Below are 16,856 nucleotides of genomic sequence, written 5' to 3' on the forward strand. Positions count from 1 at the left end.
CCAAGTCTCGTCACCCCCCGTCATCGCCGTTACCCTCAATATCGCCGTCACCCTGAACTTGTTTCAGGGTCCATTTTTCCAGGAACCCTTTGATCACGAGGCAGGATAGGCCCTGAAACAAGTTCAGGGTGACGTTAGCGGTGTAAGAACAACTTCTCGCTGAAGGGCGAAGCGCTACGGTTTCTTATTTGCCCTTATCCAATCGCCCGCAATTTCGGCTCTGCTTCATCGAGCGATTTGTGAATGATGCCGACAAGCTCGTCAATTTGGGCTGTGCTGATAATCAATGGCGGGCACATCACGATGCTGTCGCGGATACCGCGCACCATCAGGCCGTTGCGGATGCAAATATCGCGGACCATCGGGCCGGCTGTGCCCTCTGCGCCTCCAAACCGCGCGCCTGTTGCCTTGTCCGCCACAATCTCGACCGCGCCAAGCAAGCCGATGGACCGTGCTTCACCAACCAAAGGATGGTCACGCAAGGGGGCTAGTGCTTTGGCGAGATATGGCCCGGTTTCATTGCGGACCCTATCGACCAGGCCTTCGCGCTCCATGATCTCGATATTGCGTAAGGCAACGGCGGACGCGACCGGGTGGCCCGAATAGGTGTAACCATGCACAAAATCGCCGCCGGTCTTCATCACCTTTATGATGTCCGCGCTTACTGCGACAGCGGAGATGGGCAGATATCCAGACGACAGCCCCTTGGCCATCGCGATAATGTCGGGCTGGATGCCCATGGTTTCATGGCCCCAAATGTTGCCGGTACGCCCAAAGCCGCAAATAACCTCATCACAGACCAATAATATGCCATATTTGCGGCAAATCGCCTCAACCTGCGGCCAGTAATTGGCAGGTGGGATGATAACGCCGCCAGCGCCTTGCACAGGTTCGCCAATGAAGGCCGCGACGTTTTCAGGGCCGACCTCTAATATCTTGTCTTCAATGGCTTGCGCACATGCCGTGCCGAAATCCTCCGGCGTCATGTCGCGGCCTTCATTATACCAATAAGGCTGACGCACATGTTCAATACCAGCCATCGGCAATATGCCCGGCGCGGGGAAGCCTTGGCCATGCATCGCCTTCATCCCGCCCATGCTGACGCCCGCGACGGTGGAGCCGTGATAGGCATTATGGCGGCTGATGATGATAGTGCGACTATGTTCGCCCTTCACTTGCCAATAATGGCGGACCATCCGCAATATGGTGTCATTGGCTTCGGAGCCGGAGCTGTTGAAAAACACATGCGGCAGGCGGCCACCTGTTAGGCTGGCAATCTTGTCCGCCAGCATGATGGCAGGCGCGTTCGCTGTTTTGAAGAAGCTGTTATAATATGGCAGCTCACGCATTTGTTCGCGCGCGACCTCGGCCAATTCGTCACGGCCATAGCCGACATTGACGCACCACAGGCCAGCCATGCCGTCCAATATGCGGTTGCCGTCGCCATCATGAATATAACAGCCTTCGGCATGGGTGATGATCCGGCTACCGCCCAGATCCTCTATTTCCTGCCAATCGGCTTGCGCGGGCAGATGGTGGGCGATGTCCAAACGGCGCAGTTCGGCGATGTCGTAATTACGTGGCATATCTAAAACCCTCAGATATTTTGGAAGAACCAAGCCCCTCCTCTTCAGGGGAGGGGCAGCGAGACTTGGCAGCTTGCTGCCTAGTTGCAGCGGGGTGGGGATTGGAGGCGCCGTGTAAGGCCGATAAACCCCACCCCAACCCCGTGGAGCCTCTCGGACCAGTCCGGGGGACTGGTCCCTCCACGCCTAAAGAGGAGGGGCTTATATGCCCTTAAGGCGAAAAGCCTATCCGCGCTTGATAGCGATTATATCGGGTCACTGTTTTGTTCACAGTTCGCCTCTTAACGCCTTTCCCAAAAGGTGGAAATAGGTTTGCGAATCCGGGTCATTTTCTGTGCCCCATTCGGGGTGCCATTGCACCGCGAACAAAGGTGCGCCGTTGCGACATTGGACGGACTGCCGGTCAGCAAGATGCCATCAAGTCTGGGTGCAACCTCTGACGCGGTCATGAGGTCTGGCAATGACGGCACAATCAACGCGGCCGCGTCAGCGTAGGTCATCGCCGCACGAATATACCGCTCCATCACCGCTTGTGCCGGTTCGGTACCGACGATGCGATTGCAGGCAATGACGCCTAGGACGGGGCGGGCCGTCATTACTTCCGAGTGACAGGACGTTTGAAAAACAGCGAGACTTGGGTGTCGCCGCGAAAGGGGCCTTGCTTTATGACCGATACCAGTTCCCACCCACCGGATCCTTCGCGATCAAGATGCGGCTTTGGATCGCCCGGTTTGAAACTCATATCCATTTCGATAATTTTATACTCCCACTGCATCGCACTCTCCTTACGAAGCTCCGATCAGCTCCCGGCCAATCAGCATCCGCCGAATTTCATTTGTGCCCGCACCAATGTCGAGCAATTTGGCATCGCGCCAATAGCGCTCGACGGGCCAATCCTTGGTATAGCCAGCGCCGCCGAGGGCCTGAATTGCTTCGCCAGCGACTTTCACCGCGCTTTCACTGGCAAGCAGGATTGCGCCCGCCGCATCAAAGCGCGTGGTCTGCCCCGCGTCACATGCGCGCGCGACATTGTAGACATAGCTGCGGGCAGAATTGAGCGCGACATACATGTCGGCGACCTTCGCCTGCATAAGCTGGAAACTGCCAATGGGCTTACCGAATTGCTTGCGTTCGCGCACATAAGGCAGGACGACATCCAAGCAGGCCTGCATCACGCCAAGCTGAAGTCCGGCGAGCACAACGCGTTCGTAATCCAGGCCGGACATCAATACGCCAACCCCGCCATGCAACGGACCCATCATCTGTTCGTCGGATACGAAGCAATCGTTGAATACCAGTTCCGCGGTTGGCGAACCGCGCATCCCGACCTTATCGATTTTCTGGCCAATGGAAAAACCCTCCATGCCTTTTTCAATCAGAAACGCGGTGATGCCACGTGAAGCCGCTTCTGGCGCGGTCTTGGCATAGACAACCAAAGTGTCGGCATAAGGCGCGTTGGTGATCCAAAATTTGGTGCCGTTCAGGATATAACCGCCTTGAACCGCTTCAGCCTTAAGCTTCATCGACACAACATCGGAGCCAGCGCCCGCTTCGGACATGGCAAGGCTGCCGACATGTTCACCGGAAATAAGCTTAGGCAAATATTTCGCCTTTTGCTCAGGCGTGGCCCAGCGTGCGATCTGATTGACGCACAGGTTGGAATGCGCGCCGTAGGACAAGCCAATAGAAGCAGAGGCACGGCTGACTTCTTCGACCGCGACAACATGCTCCAAATAGCCAAGGCCAAGGCCGCCATCGGCCGGATCGACGGTTATGCCATGCAAGCCGAGTTCGCCCATGGCGGGCCAAAGCTCATCCCGCGGAAACCAGTCATCCGCGTCGATTTTGGTCGCGAGCGGCGCGATTTTGTCGGTTGCAAAACGCTTCGTCGTTTCGCGGATCATGTCGGCATTATCGCCAAGGGCAAAGTCTAATGTCATGCTTGTCATGGCCTTGCTTTGCCAGTTAATTGCATATGCTGCAAGCATAGGACTAGCCAGTGGGCGACCTTTTGCCTACCGCTCAAGCGATGTTTGTTAAGCGAGCGAATCTGCACTGATGCATTATGATATTCTTATTGTCGGTGGTGGCCACGGCGGCGCGCAGGCCGCGATTGCGCTACGGCAGGCCAAATATGAAGGGAGCATCGGCGTGGTGAACGCTGAGCCTGAATATCCCTATGAGCGTCCGCCTTTGTCGAAAGACTATTTCGCGGGCGACAAAGCGTTTGAACGCATCATGATCCGGCCGCCCGCTTTCTGGGCGGAGCGCGGCGTCGATATGATATTGGGATTGCGCGTTGAGGTGGTCGATCCATCTGCCCATAAGGTGACACTGTCTGACGGGGCGGCCATTTCCTATGGCAACATGATTTGGGCGACTGGCGGCAGTCCGCGGCCATTGCCTGTAGAGGGCGGCAATCTGCCCGGGATGCACGTTGTGCGCACGCGCGCGGATGTGGACCGGATGCTGGACGGTCTCGACGATGTCGCTGACATTGCGATTGTGGGTGGCGGGTATATCGGACTTGAGGCGGCGGCTGTGCTCTGTAAAATGGGCAAGAAAGTCACTGTGCTGGAAGCGATGGACCGCGTGTTGGCGCGGGTTGCTGGCGAGCCCCTATCGCGCTTTTACGAGGCCGAGCATCGCGCGCATGGTGTCGATGTGCGCCTGGGTGTTGAAATACGTGGCATACAGGGCGAAGATTTTGTCACCGGTGTGCATTTGGCCGATGGCGAGGTGATCCCCGCCCAAATGGTCATTGTCGGCATTGGTATTATTGCTGCAGTTGCGCCTTTACTGAACGCTGGCGCGGCGGGCGGGGCCGGAGTTGATGTCGATGCCTATTGCCGGACGTCATTGCCTGACATCTATGCCATTGGCGACTGCGCGGCCCATGCTAATGATTTTGCAGGGGGCAATGTGATGCGCGTTGAATCGGTGCAGAACGCCAATGATATGGCGAATGCCGTGGCCAAAAGCCTGACTGGTGCGTTGACGCAATATCATGCGGTGCCATGGTTCTGGTCCAACCAATATGATTTGCGTCTGCAAACGGTAGGCATCAGCGCGGGTTATGATGCCACGGTGTTGCGCGGTGACCCTGCTACCCGCAGCTTCTCTGTGGTCTATCTGAAGGCCGGTAAAGTTATTGCGCTCGACTGCGTCAACGCGACCAAGGATTATGTCCAAGGCCGCTTGTTCGTGACCGAGGGCCTCTCGCCCTCGGCTGAACAATTGGCCGATACCGACGTGCCATTGAAGGAACTCGCCGCAGCTTTGATGGCCAACTGATGTAAATTTGCCCCCAGTCCGTTCCGCCCTCACGGCCATTTTAGGCCCAACCAATACGGGTAAGACGCATCTTGCTGTCGAACGGATGTGCGCGCATTCCAGCGGGATGATCGGGTTTCCTTTACGCTTGCTGGCGCGGGAAATTTACGACCGCGTTGTCGCCATGAAGGGCGTGCAGAATGTTGCTTTAATCACGGGTGAAGAGCGGATCGAACCGCCGCAAGCCCGCTGGTATTGCTGCACCGTTGAAAGCATGCCCATTCAGAAGGAATTTGCCTTCGTCGCCATAGACGAAGCGCAATTGGGTGCCGACCCCGAGCGCGGGCATATTTTTACCGACCGGATATTGCATGCGCGCGGGCGGGAGGAAACGATGATCTTGGGCTCGGAAAGTCTCCGCCTGATGATCCGTTCGTTGCTGCCCGATGCTGAAATCATCTCCCGTCCGCGTTTTTCGACGTTGAGCTATGCTGGCGCGAAGAAGCTGTCGCGTTTGCCCAAACGGTCAGCGATCGTCGCTTTCTCGATAGAACAGGTCTATGCGGTCGCCGAAACATTGCGCCGAATGCGCGGTGGCGCTGCGGTCGTTATGGGGGCGTTGTCACCGCGCACGCGCAATGCGCAAGTCGCGATGTTCCAATCAGGCGAGGTGGACTATCTCGTTGCGACCGACGCCATTGGCATGGGGTTGAACCTTGATGTCGCGCATGTCGCATTCGTCAGCCTCTCCAAATTCGACGGTTCGCGCCGCCGCCGCCTGACCGTCGCCGAAATGGCGCAGATTGCTGGACGTGCTGGCCGGCACCAGCGCGATGGTAGTTTCGGGACATTGGCTGGCGAGGGCAGCGAATTCACGCCGGAAGAAGTGTTGGCGATTGAGGGGCACAGTTTTCCAAGTCTGGACTGGTTGTATTGGCGCGAAGCCAATCCGCGTTTTAACGATATCGCGACGCTGATAGCGGATTTGGAGAAGAAGCCACATCGTCCGGGGCTATTGCCTGCGCCGAAGGTCATCGACCTGTTGGTGCTGAAACGCTTGGCCGAAATGCCCGATGTGAAAGCGCTCATCCGCCATCATGTGGACGTCGCCCGGCTTTGGGAGGTCGCGTGCTTGCCTGACTTCCGGCAAATGGGCGAGGAGCATCACAGCCGATTCGTCGCGTCTTTATGGCAATATCTGGGACAAAATGACCGTGTCATTCCACAAGGCGTCTATGCCAGCGAACTTGCGCGGCTCGACAATATCCAAGGCGATGTCGATACGCTTTCTGCGCGAATCGCGGCGGTGCGGACCTGGACCTATATCGCCCATCGGAGCGATTGGTTGACCAATCCGCCCGCCATGGCGGAACGCGCACGCGCGTTGGAGGAAAAACTGTCCGACGCGTTGCACGATGCATTGCGCCAGCGATTTGTCGATAAACGCACATCCATGCTGCTGCGGAAAAGCGCGAAAGACGTCGGTTTATTGCCTGTGGACATTCAAGCCGACAACCGTGTTCTGGTCGATGGGGAGGACATTGGAACTTTACAGGGTTTCGCCTTTCGGGTTGACCCGGCGGCCAAAGCAAGTGACCGTAAGCTGTTATTGGCCGCCGCCGAACGACATTTGGCAGCATATTTGAGACAAAAGGCAAAGGACGTAAGCATGGCAGAGGATAGCGAATTCTCGCTCGCAGCCGATGGAGAAGGCAAGCCCGCAATTTTCTGGCAGGGCGAAATATTGGGCGCGCTGACCAAGGGGCGGACACTGCTTCAACCTGCATTTACGCCGGTGAAGGCGGTTGCTGGCCTTGAAGGCGACGCGTTGCGCGAGATTACCACCCGGGCCGAAGGCTGGATTGCAGCGCAATTGGCGAAGGCCATGGGCGGCATAGTCGGACTATTGGAACTCGCCCAGCAAATAGATATCGATGGCAATGTCCGCGCGCTTGCCGTGCGATTGGCAGACGAAGGCGGCATAGCGGGCCGGCATTATTTGGCCGATGCGATTGCGGCATTGCCTAAGGAAGCACGCGGCGCAGCGCGTAAGGGCGGCATCGTCTTTGGCGCACTTGATATTTATCATCATGCCGCGCTGAAGCCAGCGGCGGCCAAATGGCGTGCAGCATTATTTGCGGCGCGCGACAATCGCGCGATGCCCGAACTTCCGCCCGAAAGCGCGGTGCATTTGAAGGCGTGGAATTTTGCCAATGCCTCCGAAGCGCGCAATGCAGGCTATCGCCGGATTGGCGGCGAATATGTCCGCATTGACCTCGCTGAACGGGTTATCAAAAAAGCGCATGAAGCACGCGGGCAGGGTAATCTGTTTGGCATGGACATGGCGTTCGCCACGTCTTTGGGCATCAGCGAAGCCGGATTAAAGGCCCTGATGCGTGATGCAGGCTTCCGCCCGGCGGAGAAGACGCCAGAGCCGCAAGTTGTGCCTGAGACGGTCGTTGATAATGTGGTTGAGCCAATTGAGGTTGTTGCAGAAGAGGTCGCACGGACGCCCGAACCTGAAAAACTAGAGGCGGCGGTTCCCGCGGAACCCGAAGCGAGCGCCCCAGAGGCCGCCGCGCCGCCAGCAGCGGAGCCGCAAGCCATTACCCTGACGCATTGGCGCTGGGTTGGCCTTCCAAAGCCGCGCCCGCCCGAACAGCGTCAGCCGCGCGCTAAGCCGCAACACCAGGCATCCCGCGCAACGGGTAAACCACAGGTCAAACAACAAGCCAAGCCCGAGCGCGCACCCGTTGCCGCAAAGCAAAGCGCACAACCATCATCCCTTGCGTTGCAATTGGCGGCGCTAAAGGGGCTTAAGCTGTAGGGTCGGGGCGAAGTTGCGGATCGACAAACTTCTGTTCTTTCTGCGATTTGCCAAGAGCCGGACGCTTGCCCAAAATTGGGCGGAGACCGGGCATGTCCGAGTCAACGGTCGCCGGGTGGAAAAGGGTAGCCTGCCCATCGCCATCGGCGATGTCATCACATTGCCCATTGGCGAAGCTGTGGTAACGTTCAAACTACTGTCGACGCCATTACGGCGTGGTCCCGCCTGTGAGGCATTGCTTTGCTATCAGCGCATAGACTAAAAATTGGCAGGCAGTTGCATTCCGCCGTTGACTTCCCCCCGCGCCTCGCAATAGGCAGAAAACTACAACGGCTACTCCGTCGCCGCATTTGGGAGATTTCCGCAAGTGACTTATGTCGTTACCGATGCCTGCATCCGCTGCAAATATATGGACTGCGTTGAAGTGTGTCCGGTGGATTGCTTTTATGAAGGCGACAATATGCTCGTCATCAACCCCAATGAATGCATCGATTGCGGCGTCTGCGAACCTGAATGCCCAGCAGAAGCGATCTTGCCAGACACCGAAAACGGTCTGGAGCAATGGCTTGAATTGAACACGACCTATAGCGCGGAATGGCCGAACATCACCTCAAGTCGTGAACCGCCTGCTGATGCAGATGAGTTTAAGGGCGTAGAAGGCAAGTTCGACAAATATTTCAGCCCCGACCCCGGCGAGGGCGATTAAGCTCTCGCGGCGCGGGACGCCTTTAACCAGTCTTTCTGATAGGCTTCCACTTCACGTAACGCGGCAAAAACCGTCATGTCTGGTGCTGTGTGGCCCGTGCGGCCGAGGGCGAATATCTGGCTGTAAAACCAATATTGCGTGGCAAACCCCTCCATGCTGCGGACCAACTTGATCTTGCGTAGGCTTGAAAGCCATTTAGGCAGCAGCTTCAATTGGTTCTCGACCTTGGGTAACATCGCCATACCACCGAGCAGCCTCTTTGGCGCTTCGGGCATCACGCATAATGGCCGGGCAAGGCCGATGACGTCGGCACCGCCGTTGCACAATGCTTGATCCATTGCCGATACGCTGCGGAAACCGCCTGTAACCATCAGGGGTATTTTCAACTCGGCCTTCATCGCTTGGGCGAAATCAACAAAATAAGCTTCGCGGGAGAGCGTGGTTTCTGCGACATTCTGGGCTTCTTCCGCCTCCATGCCTTGAATGCCAAGAAGCTTGGGTTGCTCATAAGTGCCGCCCGAAATCTCGATGAGGTCCACACCCGCATCCTGCAACCATCGGGCCACTTGCAGGCTGTCCTCAAAGGCAAAGCCGCCGCGCTGGAAATCGGCGCTGTTCAATTTGACGGAAATGGGGAATTCGGGTCCGACCAATATGCGCACAGTGTTTATCGTGAACATCAGGAAACGGGCGCGGTTCACAAGGCTTCCGCCCCAGCGGTCGGAGCGTTGGTTCGACCGTGGGCTTAAGAACTGCGAAATCAGATAGCCATGCGCGGCATGGATCTGAACGCCAGTAAATCCGCCATTTTTGCAATGTAATGCGGCCTGACCAAAGCGGCCAATGAGGTTAAGGATTTCGTCCTCGGTTAAGGCGACAGGCGTACCAAATTGTCCACCGGGTAACCCCAGCTTGACCGCAGAAGGTGCCTTGGGACGCGGGTTGACCGCGCGCATCGTCTGCCGTCCGGCATGGCTGATCTGTGCCCAGAAATGATTGCCGTTGTGGGTCGCAGCCTTTGTCCAGAATTGGAGGGCTGTCATCATCTCGGCGTCGGGATGTCCGTCAAAAAAGACGTTGCCAGGGCGCTCGAGATGGTTCGCATCAATTTGAATATTGCCCGAAATATGCAGGCCAGCGCCGCCATCGGACCAAATGCCATATAGGCGTTGCAATTCAGGTGTCGGACGACCCAATGGGTCGGCAAGTCCCTCGGTCATTGCGGCCTTTGCGATGCGGTTGTTAAGCACGGCCCCGCAAGGTAGCGTCAGCGTGTTGCTTAGTCTCACTCGGAATCGCCGGACGCTTCGACTTTTGCCGTGTCTGCTGCATCAGTTTTGGCTGGGGCAGCATCCCCGCTTGCGACAGGTGCCGACACATCTGCGCCAGACTGAACCGGCACATCATCAATGGCTTCGTCCGTGTTGATCATGTCGTCGCTGATCGTGCCTTCTAGGCTGTCGAGATTATCCATGCGCGTTTCGGTCGCCTGATTATCTTCCGTCGAACCGCCGCATGCGGACAAAAGCAGCATCATGGCAAGGGCAGGCGTAAAGTTGCAAAAGCGCATAATATCCTCGTCGGTCTAAGTCTGCGAGACCGTACAATTTTCATCTGCTTTCGCAAGACTATTGAGAAAATCGGGGAAAGTGGAAAGCAAAGCGGTATCAAAATCTGATAGGGTGGCGTTGATACCTAACGCGGCGAGGCTGGTTACCGGATATTCCGATATCCCACAGGGTACGATGCCGGAAAAATGGTTGAGATCAGGCGAAATATTTACGGCAAAGCCATGCATTGTGACCCATTTGCGAATACGTACGCCAATCGCGCCGATTTTCGCCTCTCGGCCGTCTTGCGTGTCGCACCAAATGCCGATGCGCCCTTCGGCGCGTCGGGCTTCGATACCAAAATGGCCAAGCGCATGTATCACCCAGCCTTCCAACGCATGGACGTAGCAGCGAACATCCTTGCTGTGGCGGGCAAGGTCCAATAGGACATAGCCAACGCGCTGACCCGGCCCATGATAAGTGTATCGCCCGCCGCGCCCCGTGTCATAGACTGGAAATTGCTGGCTGAGTAGTTCTGTGGGGTCCGCACTGGTGCCGCTGGTGTATAAGGGCGGGTGTTCCAGCAGCCAAATAAGCTCTCTTGCGTTGTCATCACGGATGGCCCCCTGCAACGCCTCCATCCGCTTTAGCGCGTCTGGATAAGGTATTAGGCCTGTTGATATGTCCCAGTCGATATTGTGATCCAAAATCATCATGCGCCCTTTAGCATATTGCAAGCGGCTTGCCACCGCATATGTCTGCCATTTTGGCGTCCTTCGGATTTGATCCATTTTGTCCATTGCCACGTTGGCAAGCTTGGACTTAGAACCACTAAGCCCTGCGCTTACCGCCTTGCACTGAACAATATGGTCTCAAACCGCGAAGGTGGATTTAAGTGGTCCTGACCCTAAGGAGAAGTTATGCCAAAGAAGCTTGATTATCGCGCTGTCTGGACTGACGCGCGGGCTTTGCTTGCGGCGCATAAAGAGGCGATTGCGGCAATCGCAGGTTTCTTCATTTTCATGTCGGCATGGATTTCGGCATTTCTCGTGCCGCCGCTGATCTTTGAAAATCTGGGCAATTCGAATCAGGCTGTCGTGGAAATCAGCCGCTATTTCGAAGCCAACTGGCGCGTTCTTGTGCCGACGATGTTGGTAACCATATATGGCAGCCTGTCGCTGTACGTGCTGATGTCGGGTCGTCGCTTGGAAAAAGTGGGGGATGCTCTTGGAATCGCAGCAGCATTATTCCTCCCTTATTTGCTTGCAAGCTTGCTCGTTGGCTGGGCCACCTTGGCTGGATTTTTTCTGCTGATAATACCCGGCCTCTATCTTTCTGGCCGCTTTGCAATATTGCCCGCCGTCGTCACGCAGGATGCGGGGGATGGTATAAACAAATCCATCATCCGGACTTGGCGCGTTACAAGTAATTGCGGTTGGACGATTCTGTTCTTGATGCTTTTCGTTGCTGTCATAGTGCGCATTTTCGCCGGTGTGGCCGATGCCGCGATCGTCGCCATTTGCCAGTCGATAGCTGGCGAAGATGGCGTCCCGATTGTCGAGTCCGCCGTCAAGGCGCTGTTTGTTGCTTTGGAGGCCGTGGCCTTCATATTGATGTTAGTCGCCGTCAACCGTCAGCTTTCCGCGCAGACACCTAACCTATAAGCGGGATATGCGGCGCAGCATCGCGCGGTATGAGGCCATGAAGGCGTGGATCGGGGAAGGTTTCCAACTGCCGTTGATAGGCGGTGAAACCGGACCTTTGGTAAAAGGCCAGCGCCTGGGGACCATCAAGCGTACAGGTGTGCACCCACATCCGCTGAACGTCGGCCTCCGCCCAGCCCAATTGTAGCGCCATCGCCATCAGCCATTTGCCATGACCCTTGCCAGCCAACTCTGGCACAAGGCCGAAAAAGGCAATCTCGCATTGTCCGGCCTGCCGGAAATCAAGCTCCAATATCCCGACCTCAATGCCGCGCCGGTCCAGAACGGCAAAGATTCGCACTGCAGGGTCGTGGATGATGTGCAACAGGTCGGTGTCGTTAAGCGCGAGCCGGGAGAACCAAAGCCATGGTTCGCCAATCCGGCGATACAGCGTGCGGTACCTATCTGCCGTTGGCGCTTGCCATTGTTCCAATCGCAGCTCTGACGCTGGCAGCGGCCGCAACGGCGGACGGCGCGTCATTTCCAACGATGTTACAATGGCACCAAGTTCACCATGGGCAATCGGGCTAAATACCATGTGGGTTCAGGTCCATACAACTTCGGGTGGTAGGCTCATCAATATCGCGTCGACATTGCCGCCAGTCTTCAATCCAAAGGCCGTGCCACGGTCATATACCAAGTTAAACTCGGCATAGAGGCCACGCCAGCGCAATTGCGTCTGCTTTTCTTCGGCACTGAAAGGTTGGTTCATGCGGCGGCGGACGAGCTTTGGAAAGATGTCGAGGAAGGCATTGCCGACATCGCGGGTGAACGCGAAATTCTGTTCAAACAATGCGTCGCTCGTGTTTTCGAGATGATCGTAAAATATCCCGCCGACGCCGCGATGGACGTTGCGGTGCGGAATCCAGAAATATTCGTCCGCCCATTTGCGATAACGTTCATACACATCGGGGCCAAAAGGCGCGCAGGCCGCACGGAGGCGCGCATGGAAGTCGTCCGTGTCTTCCGCATAGGGAATAGGCGGGTTAAGATCGGCACCGCCTCCAAACCAGCTTTTCGTTGTAACCAGATAACGCGTGTTCATATGCACCGCGGGCACATGCGGGTTTGCCATGTGCGCTACGAGGCTGATACCCGTCGCGAAAAAACTGGGGTCTTCAGCCGCACCATGAATGGTTTTGGCAAATTCGGGGTTGAAGCTGCCGCCGACGGTCGACACATTGACACCGACTTTCTCGAAAACCTTGCCCTTCATCACCCCGCGGACACCGCCGCCACCGGGGGAGCCATCATGGTCGTTGCGGTCCCATGGGGTATATTCAAACGACACGTCGGACCCTGCCTCACGCTCAATCGCTTCAAACGACGCGCAAATGCTGTCGCGAAGCGATTCGAACCATGTCCGCGCGGCCTGTTGGCGTTGATCTAATATCAGGGTCATCTCTCACCTCTCGGGAATGAATGGGTCTGCCTAAGACCTTCTGCCAAAGCGATGCCAGCCGATACCGAAATGTTCAAGGATCGAAATCCTGCGGCCATCGGAATACACACGCGCGCGTCGGCACGTGCATGCACTTGCGCTGGCGCCCCCTTGCTTTCGGACCCCATGAGAATGATGTCATCGGGACGAAATGTGAATTGTGGAAGCGGGGTAGACGCCTTGCTGGACATCAAGACGATCCGCGCGCCGTCCAAAGTTTCGAGAAAGGCCGACCAGTCGGCATGACGCTGAAGCTGGACATGTTCCATATAATCCATGCCTGATCGTTTCAATGCGCGTTCGGAAAAGGCAAAGCCGCAAGGCTCGATGATATCGCATATGACGCCAAAGCAGGCCGACGTGCGCAAAACCGCTCCGACATTTCCGGCCATATCCGGCTGATACAGCGCAATGCGCATAACGAACTCCCTGCTGAAAACTTATAGGGTCCGATTAGCGCGCAACATATGGCACAGGCAACCATGCGTGTCTGCATGATGCGCTTGTAAGGCAAGAAAATTGGAGCGGGTAAGGGGAATCGAACCCCTCTAGCTAGCTTGGAAGGCTAGTGCATTACCACTATGCTATACCCGCGACGGACCAATTGGCCGTTTGAAGCGCCGCTATTGCCATTATCCGGCCACAGCGTCAACGCCCTCATTGCAAAAGAAAGGGCCGCAAAAGCGGCCCCTTCAAAAAATAGGTTTCACCCTATCAATGCTTTTTGTCTGCCCAGATAGTTTTGTAGGACATCCACGCAAGCACGGTGAAGATGATCAGGAAGCCCAATGCCGCCCAACCTGCGCTCTTGCGGTTTTCCATCTTTGGCTCTGCTGTCCATGCCAAGAATGCAGAAACATCTTTCGCCATCTGCTCTTTGGTGGCCTTCGTCCCATCATCATAGGTAACCTGATCATCACCCACGATCGGGTCGGCCATTGCGATGTTCAAATTTGCGAACCATGGGTTGAAGTGCAGACCGGCAGACGTCGAGGCTTCAGGGAATTCCTTCAGCAGCTCTTTGCCTTCTGCATTCTTATAACCCGCTTGATTGCGGTAGCCCATCAACAAGGAATATACATAGGCCGTGCCATCAGCGCGCGCCTTTGTGATCAGCGAAAGATCGGGTGGAAGCGCATTGTTGTTGGCCGCACGTGCGGCAGTTTCGTTCGCAAATGGCGAAGGAATTTTATCTGCAGGAATGCCAGGGCGCGAGGCCGGTTCACCCGTTTCAGGGTTGATGCTTGGCACTTCGGTTTTCCAAGCCTTGGCAAGTGCCTTCACCTGGTCTTCATTGTAACCCAATGCCGCGAAATCACGGAAGGCGACAAGCTTTAGGCTGTGGCACGCCGCGCATACTTCGGCATATACCTTCAATCCACGCTGTAGCTGGCCACGGTCATACTTGCCGAACGGACCGTCATGCGCAAAGCTGACGGCAAGTGGCGTTTCGTGAAACTCATACTCAGCCGAGGGCTGTGCAGGTTCCTGAATGGCCTTGATAACCGTATCCCCAAGGCCAATCAAAAGCATGCCGCTGAAAAACAGGCCTACTAAAAAAGCAACTAAACGAACCATGATACTGCTTTCCCTGTTTTACGCAGCCGCTGTTTCAAGCGGTTTGCCGGTGACGGCTTCGGTGATTGAATTAGGCAGCGGGAGCGGCCGTTCAATGCGTGAGACTATCGGCAAGATGATCAAGAAGTGGGCGAAATAATAAGCCGCTGCAATCTGGCTGAGAATAACCCACTGGGTGTAAGGGGGCTTTCCGCCGCAATAGGTCAATAGGACCAAGCATGGGATTAGGCCAAACCAGAAGAACTTGCGGAACAGCGGACGATAATGGCCCGAACGCACTGGTGACGTGTCCAACCATGGCAGGAAGAACAGCAGCAGAATCGAACCAAACATCGCAAGCACGCCCATCAACTTGGCTTCAATGATGATGATACCTGTGAAGGGGATGCCGAAATCGACGGTGAATGCCTTCAAAATCGCATAAAATGGTAAGAAATACCATTCAGGCACGATGTGCGCAGGCGTCGAAAGCGGGTTTGCGGGGATATAGTTGTCGGGGTGGCCCAACATATTTGGCGCAAAGAAAGTCACCGCAACGAAGAAGATCAAGAAGATCCCAAGGCCAAAGCCGTCCTTTGCGGTATAATAAGGGTGGAATGGAACCGTGTCCTGTTCGCCCTTGACGCTAACACCCGTCGGGTTCGATGATCCTGGAATGTGCAATGCCCAAATGTGCAGGATGATGACGCCAGCAATAACGAATGGCATCAGATAGTGCAGCGAGAAGAAGCGGTTCAGAGCCGCTTGGTCTGGCGCAAAGCCGCCGAGGAGCCATTGACGCAATGGTTCACCTACCAACGGAATCGCCGAGAAGAAGCCAGTGATAACCTGCGCCCCCCAGAAGCTCATTTGGCCCCATGGAAGCACATAGCCCATGAACGCAGTAGCCATCATCAAAAGGAAGATAGTGACGCCCAGCAGCCAGATCATTTCACGCGGCGCTTTATACGATCCGTAGAAAAGTCCTCGGAAAATGTGAATGTAGACAACGATGAAGAAGAAGCTGGCGCCGTTCATGTGCGCATAACGCAGGAACCAGCCAGCGTTCACGTCGCGCATGATATGCTCAACGCTGTTGAACGCTCCGTCGATGCTTGCATAATAATGCATGGCAAGGACGATGCCGGTTACGATCTGGATAACCAAAGCGACGCCCGCAAGGACACCGAAGTTCCAGAAATAATTCAGGTTACGTGGCACGGGATAACCTGCGCCGACTGCGTTATAAACCAGACGCGGCAAGGGCAGGCGTTCATCGACCCACTTACTTACTGTGCCTTGCGGCTTATACTCTTGTGCCCAAGGGAAGCTCATTACGTTCTAGCTCCTCAACCGATTTTAACGACTGTGTCAGAAATGAATGCGAATTCCGGAACGACGAGGTTTGTCGGGGCTGGGCCCTTCCGGATACGTGCGGCAGTGTCATAATGCGAACCATGGCAAGGGCAGAAATAGCCGCCATATTCACCTTTAACTTCGCCAGCGGCGGCACCCAAAGGCACGCAGCCCAAATGGGTGCAAACGCCAAGCGTGATGAGCCAGTTTTCCTTGCCCGGTTTCGTACGGTCGGCAAGCGTCTGCGGATCGCGCAATGCACCGACATCGACCTTGTTAGCCGCTTCGATTTCAGCAGGCGTGAGGTTGCGGATAAATACAGGCTGTTTGCGCCAGATTTCCTTCATCGCCATGCCAGGATCAATTTTGGATATGTCGACTTCGATAGAGGCCAAGGCCCGCACGTCAGCGCTTGCGCTCATCTGCGATATGATCGGCATTGCAACGGCGGCAGCGCCTACGCCAGCGAAGCTAATGGTTGCGATGTGGATGAAGTCGCGGCGGCGGACGCCTGGCGCCTTATCATTGTTTTCAACGCCCAGGTCTTCCGTAGGAATACCGCCCGACGTCGCACTATCCGCATTCAAAGCGGCTGCAACGGGGCCCTTTGGCGCTTTAACCGGTTTTTTCCCGGAGCCATTTGTTTTTTTGACTGTCGACATAATCTGCCCTTTTTGCGTCGCGGAACTGGACCCCGCAATACCGACGAAATCTTCTCACTCCAACCGCGTCCACCAAAATGGCGCACGGCAGGGGCGATTCAGCGGCCACATAGACGTCTTTCCAATCAATTGCCAACAGGCAATTTGGTTGCCAATGTAGCAAACGACGCCAGCTTGGTTGCATTTTGCGAAACC

Annotated in this window: 18 protein-coding genes and 1 tRNA gene; 5 read left to right on the forward strand and 14 right to left on the reverse strand. The window is 55.9% G+C overall.

What is annotated here, in order from left to right:
• Window positions 1-194: 194 nt before the first annotated feature.
• The 4 genes from HEQ18_RS00810 to HEQ18_RS00825 form a co-directional block, all read right to left on the reverse strand.
• On the reverse strand, window positions 195-1,586 hold the full coding sequence (locus tag HEQ18_RS00810) for an aspartate aminotransferase family protein (protein WP_397604126.1): 1,392 nt from the start codon (window positions 1,584-1,586) through the stop codon (window positions 195-197).
• 281 nt (window positions 1,587-1,867) lie between these two features.
• Window positions 1,868-2,182: a gamma-glutamyl-gamma-aminobutyrate hydrolase family protein gene (locus HEQ18_RS00815; protein ID WP_432815140.1), complete on the reverse strand. Its 315-nt coding sequence runs from the start codon at window positions 2,180-2,182 to the stop codon at window positions 1,868-1,870.
• Window positions 2,182-2,361, reverse strand: a complete 180-nt coding sequence (locus HEQ18_RS00820; protein WP_432815141.1) for a DUF4177 domain-containing protein — start codon at window positions 2,359-2,361, stop codon at window positions 2,182-2,184. Before HEQ18_RS00820 ends, HEQ18_RS00815 begins: the two co-directional genes overlap by 1 nt.
• A 10-nt stretch (window positions 2,362-2,371) precedes the next feature.
• Entirely contained in the window at window positions 2,372-3,535 is a 1,164-nt protein-coding gene (locus HEQ18_RS00825; RefSeq protein WP_432815142.1) for an isovaleryl-CoA dehydrogenase, read from the reverse strand.
• 109 nt (window positions 3,536-3,644) lie between these two features.
• On the opposite strand from HEQ18_RS00825, the gene HEQ18_RS00830 reads away from it, so the two are divergent.
• The 4 genes from HEQ18_RS00830 (at window position 3,645) to fdxA (ending at window position 8,392) form a co-directional block, all read left to right on the forward strand.
• Window positions 3,645-4,880 (forward strand): NAD(P)/FAD-dependent oxidoreductase, encoded by a 1,236-nt coding sequence (locus tag HEQ18_RS00830; protein ID WP_432815143.1) that lies wholly within the window; start codon window positions 3,645-3,647, stop codon window positions 4,878-4,880.
• An 85-nt stretch (window positions 4,881-4,965) separates the two neighbouring features.
• Complete coding sequence (locus tag HEQ18_RS00835) at window positions 4,966-7,686, forward strand: helicase-related protein (protein WP_432816019.1); 2,721 nt, start codon at window positions 4,966-4,968, stop codon at window positions 7,684-7,686.
• A 13-nt stretch (window positions 7,687-7,699) separates the two neighbouring features.
• Window positions 7,700-7,948 carry an RNA-binding S4 domain-containing protein gene (locus HEQ18_RS00840; protein WP_432815144.1) on the forward strand — a complete coding sequence of 83 codons (249 nt, stop codon included), beginning with the start codon at window positions 7,700-7,702 and terminating at the stop codon, window positions 7,946-7,948.
• 105 nt (window positions 7,949-8,053) lie between these two features.
• Window positions 8,054-8,392 carry a ferredoxin FdxA gene (gene fdxA, locus HEQ18_RS00845; protein ID WP_296198955.1) on the forward strand — a complete coding sequence of 113 codons (339 nt, stop codon included), beginning with the start codon at window positions 8,054-8,056 and terminating at the stop codon, window positions 8,390-8,392.
• Here fdxA and HEQ18_RS00850 read toward each other — a convergent pair.
• The 3 genes from HEQ18_RS00850 to lipB are packed head-to-tail and all read right to left on the reverse strand — an operon-like array spanning window position 8,389 to window position 10,658.
• Entirely contained in the window at window positions 8,389-9,681 is a 1,293-nt protein-coding gene (locus tag HEQ18_RS00850; RefSeq protein ID WP_432815145.1) for an NADH:flavin oxidoreductase/NADH oxidase family protein, read from the reverse strand. The two genes, fdxA and HEQ18_RS00850, sit on opposite strands and share 4 nt — an antisense overlap.
• Window positions 9,678-9,962 carry a hypothetical protein gene (locus tag HEQ18_RS00855; protein ID WP_432815146.1) on the reverse strand — a complete coding sequence of 95 codons (285 nt, stop codon included), beginning with the start codon at window positions 9,960-9,962 and terminating at the stop codon, window positions 9,678-9,680. Before HEQ18_RS00855 ends, HEQ18_RS00850 begins: the two co-directional genes overlap by 4 nt.
• Window positions 9,963-9,977: 15 nt before the next feature.
• Window positions 9,978-10,658: a lipoyl(octanoyl) transferase LipB gene (gene lipB, locus HEQ18_RS00860; protein WP_432815147.1), complete on the reverse strand. Its 681-nt coding sequence runs from the start codon at window positions 10,656-10,658 to the stop codon at window positions 9,978-9,980.
• Window positions 10,659-10,862: 204 nt separating this feature from the next.
• Between lipB and HEQ18_RS00865 the strand changes: the two genes are divergently transcribed.
• Entirely contained in the window at window positions 10,863-11,606 is a 744-nt protein-coding gene (locus tag HEQ18_RS00865; protein WP_432815148.1) for a hypothetical protein, read from the forward strand.
• Here HEQ18_RS00865 and HEQ18_RS00870 read toward each other — a convergent pair.
• The 7 genes from HEQ18_RS00870 to petA all read right to left on the reverse strand — a co-directional run bounded on the left by HEQ18_RS00870 (window position 11,596) and on the right by petA (window position 16,661).
• A complete protein-coding gene (locus HEQ18_RS00870; protein WP_432815149.1) occupies window positions 11,596-12,183 on the reverse strand; it encodes a GNAT family N-acetyltransferase in 588 nt (195 codons plus the stop codon). The two genes, HEQ18_RS00865 and HEQ18_RS00870, sit on opposite strands and share 11 nt — an antisense overlap.
• Window positions 12,184-12,189: 6 nt before the next feature.
• The gene (hemF, locus tag HEQ18_RS00875; protein ID WP_432815150.1) at window positions 12,190-13,047 is read right to left on the reverse strand and encodes an oxygen-dependent coproporphyrinogen oxidase; all 858 of its coding nucleotides are present in this window, start codon (window positions 13,045-13,047) and stop codon (window positions 12,190-12,192) included.
• Window positions 13,044-13,505 carry a tRNA (cytidine(34)-2'-O)-methyltransferase gene (locus HEQ18_RS00880; protein ID WP_432815151.1) on the reverse strand — a complete coding sequence of 154 codons (462 nt, stop codon included), beginning with the start codon at window positions 13,503-13,505 and terminating at the stop codon, window positions 13,044-13,046. The genes hemF and HEQ18_RS00880 overlap by 4 nt, the downstream gene beginning before the upstream one ends.
• Before the next feature lie 101 nt (window positions 13,506-13,606).
• Window positions 13,607-13,680: transfer RNA gene (locus HEQ18_RS00885), tRNA-Gly, on the reverse strand.
• A gap of 120 nt (window positions 13,681-13,800) precedes the next feature.
• Window positions 13,801-14,664, reverse strand: coding sequence for a cytochrome c1 (locus tag HEQ18_RS00890; RefSeq protein ID WP_432815152.1), 864 nt, complete (start codon window positions 14,662-14,664; stop codon window positions 13,801-13,803).
• An 18-nt stretch (window positions 14,665-14,682) separates the two neighbouring features.
• Window positions 14,683-15,978: a cytochrome b gene (locus HEQ18_RS00895; RefSeq protein ID WP_432815153.1), complete on the reverse strand. Its 1,296-nt coding sequence runs from the start codon at window positions 15,976-15,978 to the stop codon at window positions 14,683-14,685.
• Between the two features lie 14 nt (window positions 15,979-15,992).
• Window positions 15,993-16,661 carry a ubiquinol-cytochrome c reductase iron-sulfur subunit gene (gene petA, locus HEQ18_RS00900; protein WP_432815154.1) on the reverse strand — a complete coding sequence of 223 codons (669 nt, stop codon included), beginning with the start codon at window positions 16,659-16,661 and terminating at the stop codon, window positions 15,993-15,995.
• Window positions 16,662-16,856 lie beyond the last annotated feature (195 nt).

It is taken from the genome of Sphingorhabdus sp. (genome assembly GCF_050921905.1).
In the GTDB taxonomy this organism is placed as follows: domain Bacteria; phylum Pseudomonadota; class Alphaproteobacteria; order Sphingomonadales; family Sphingomonadaceae; genus Sphingorhabdus_B.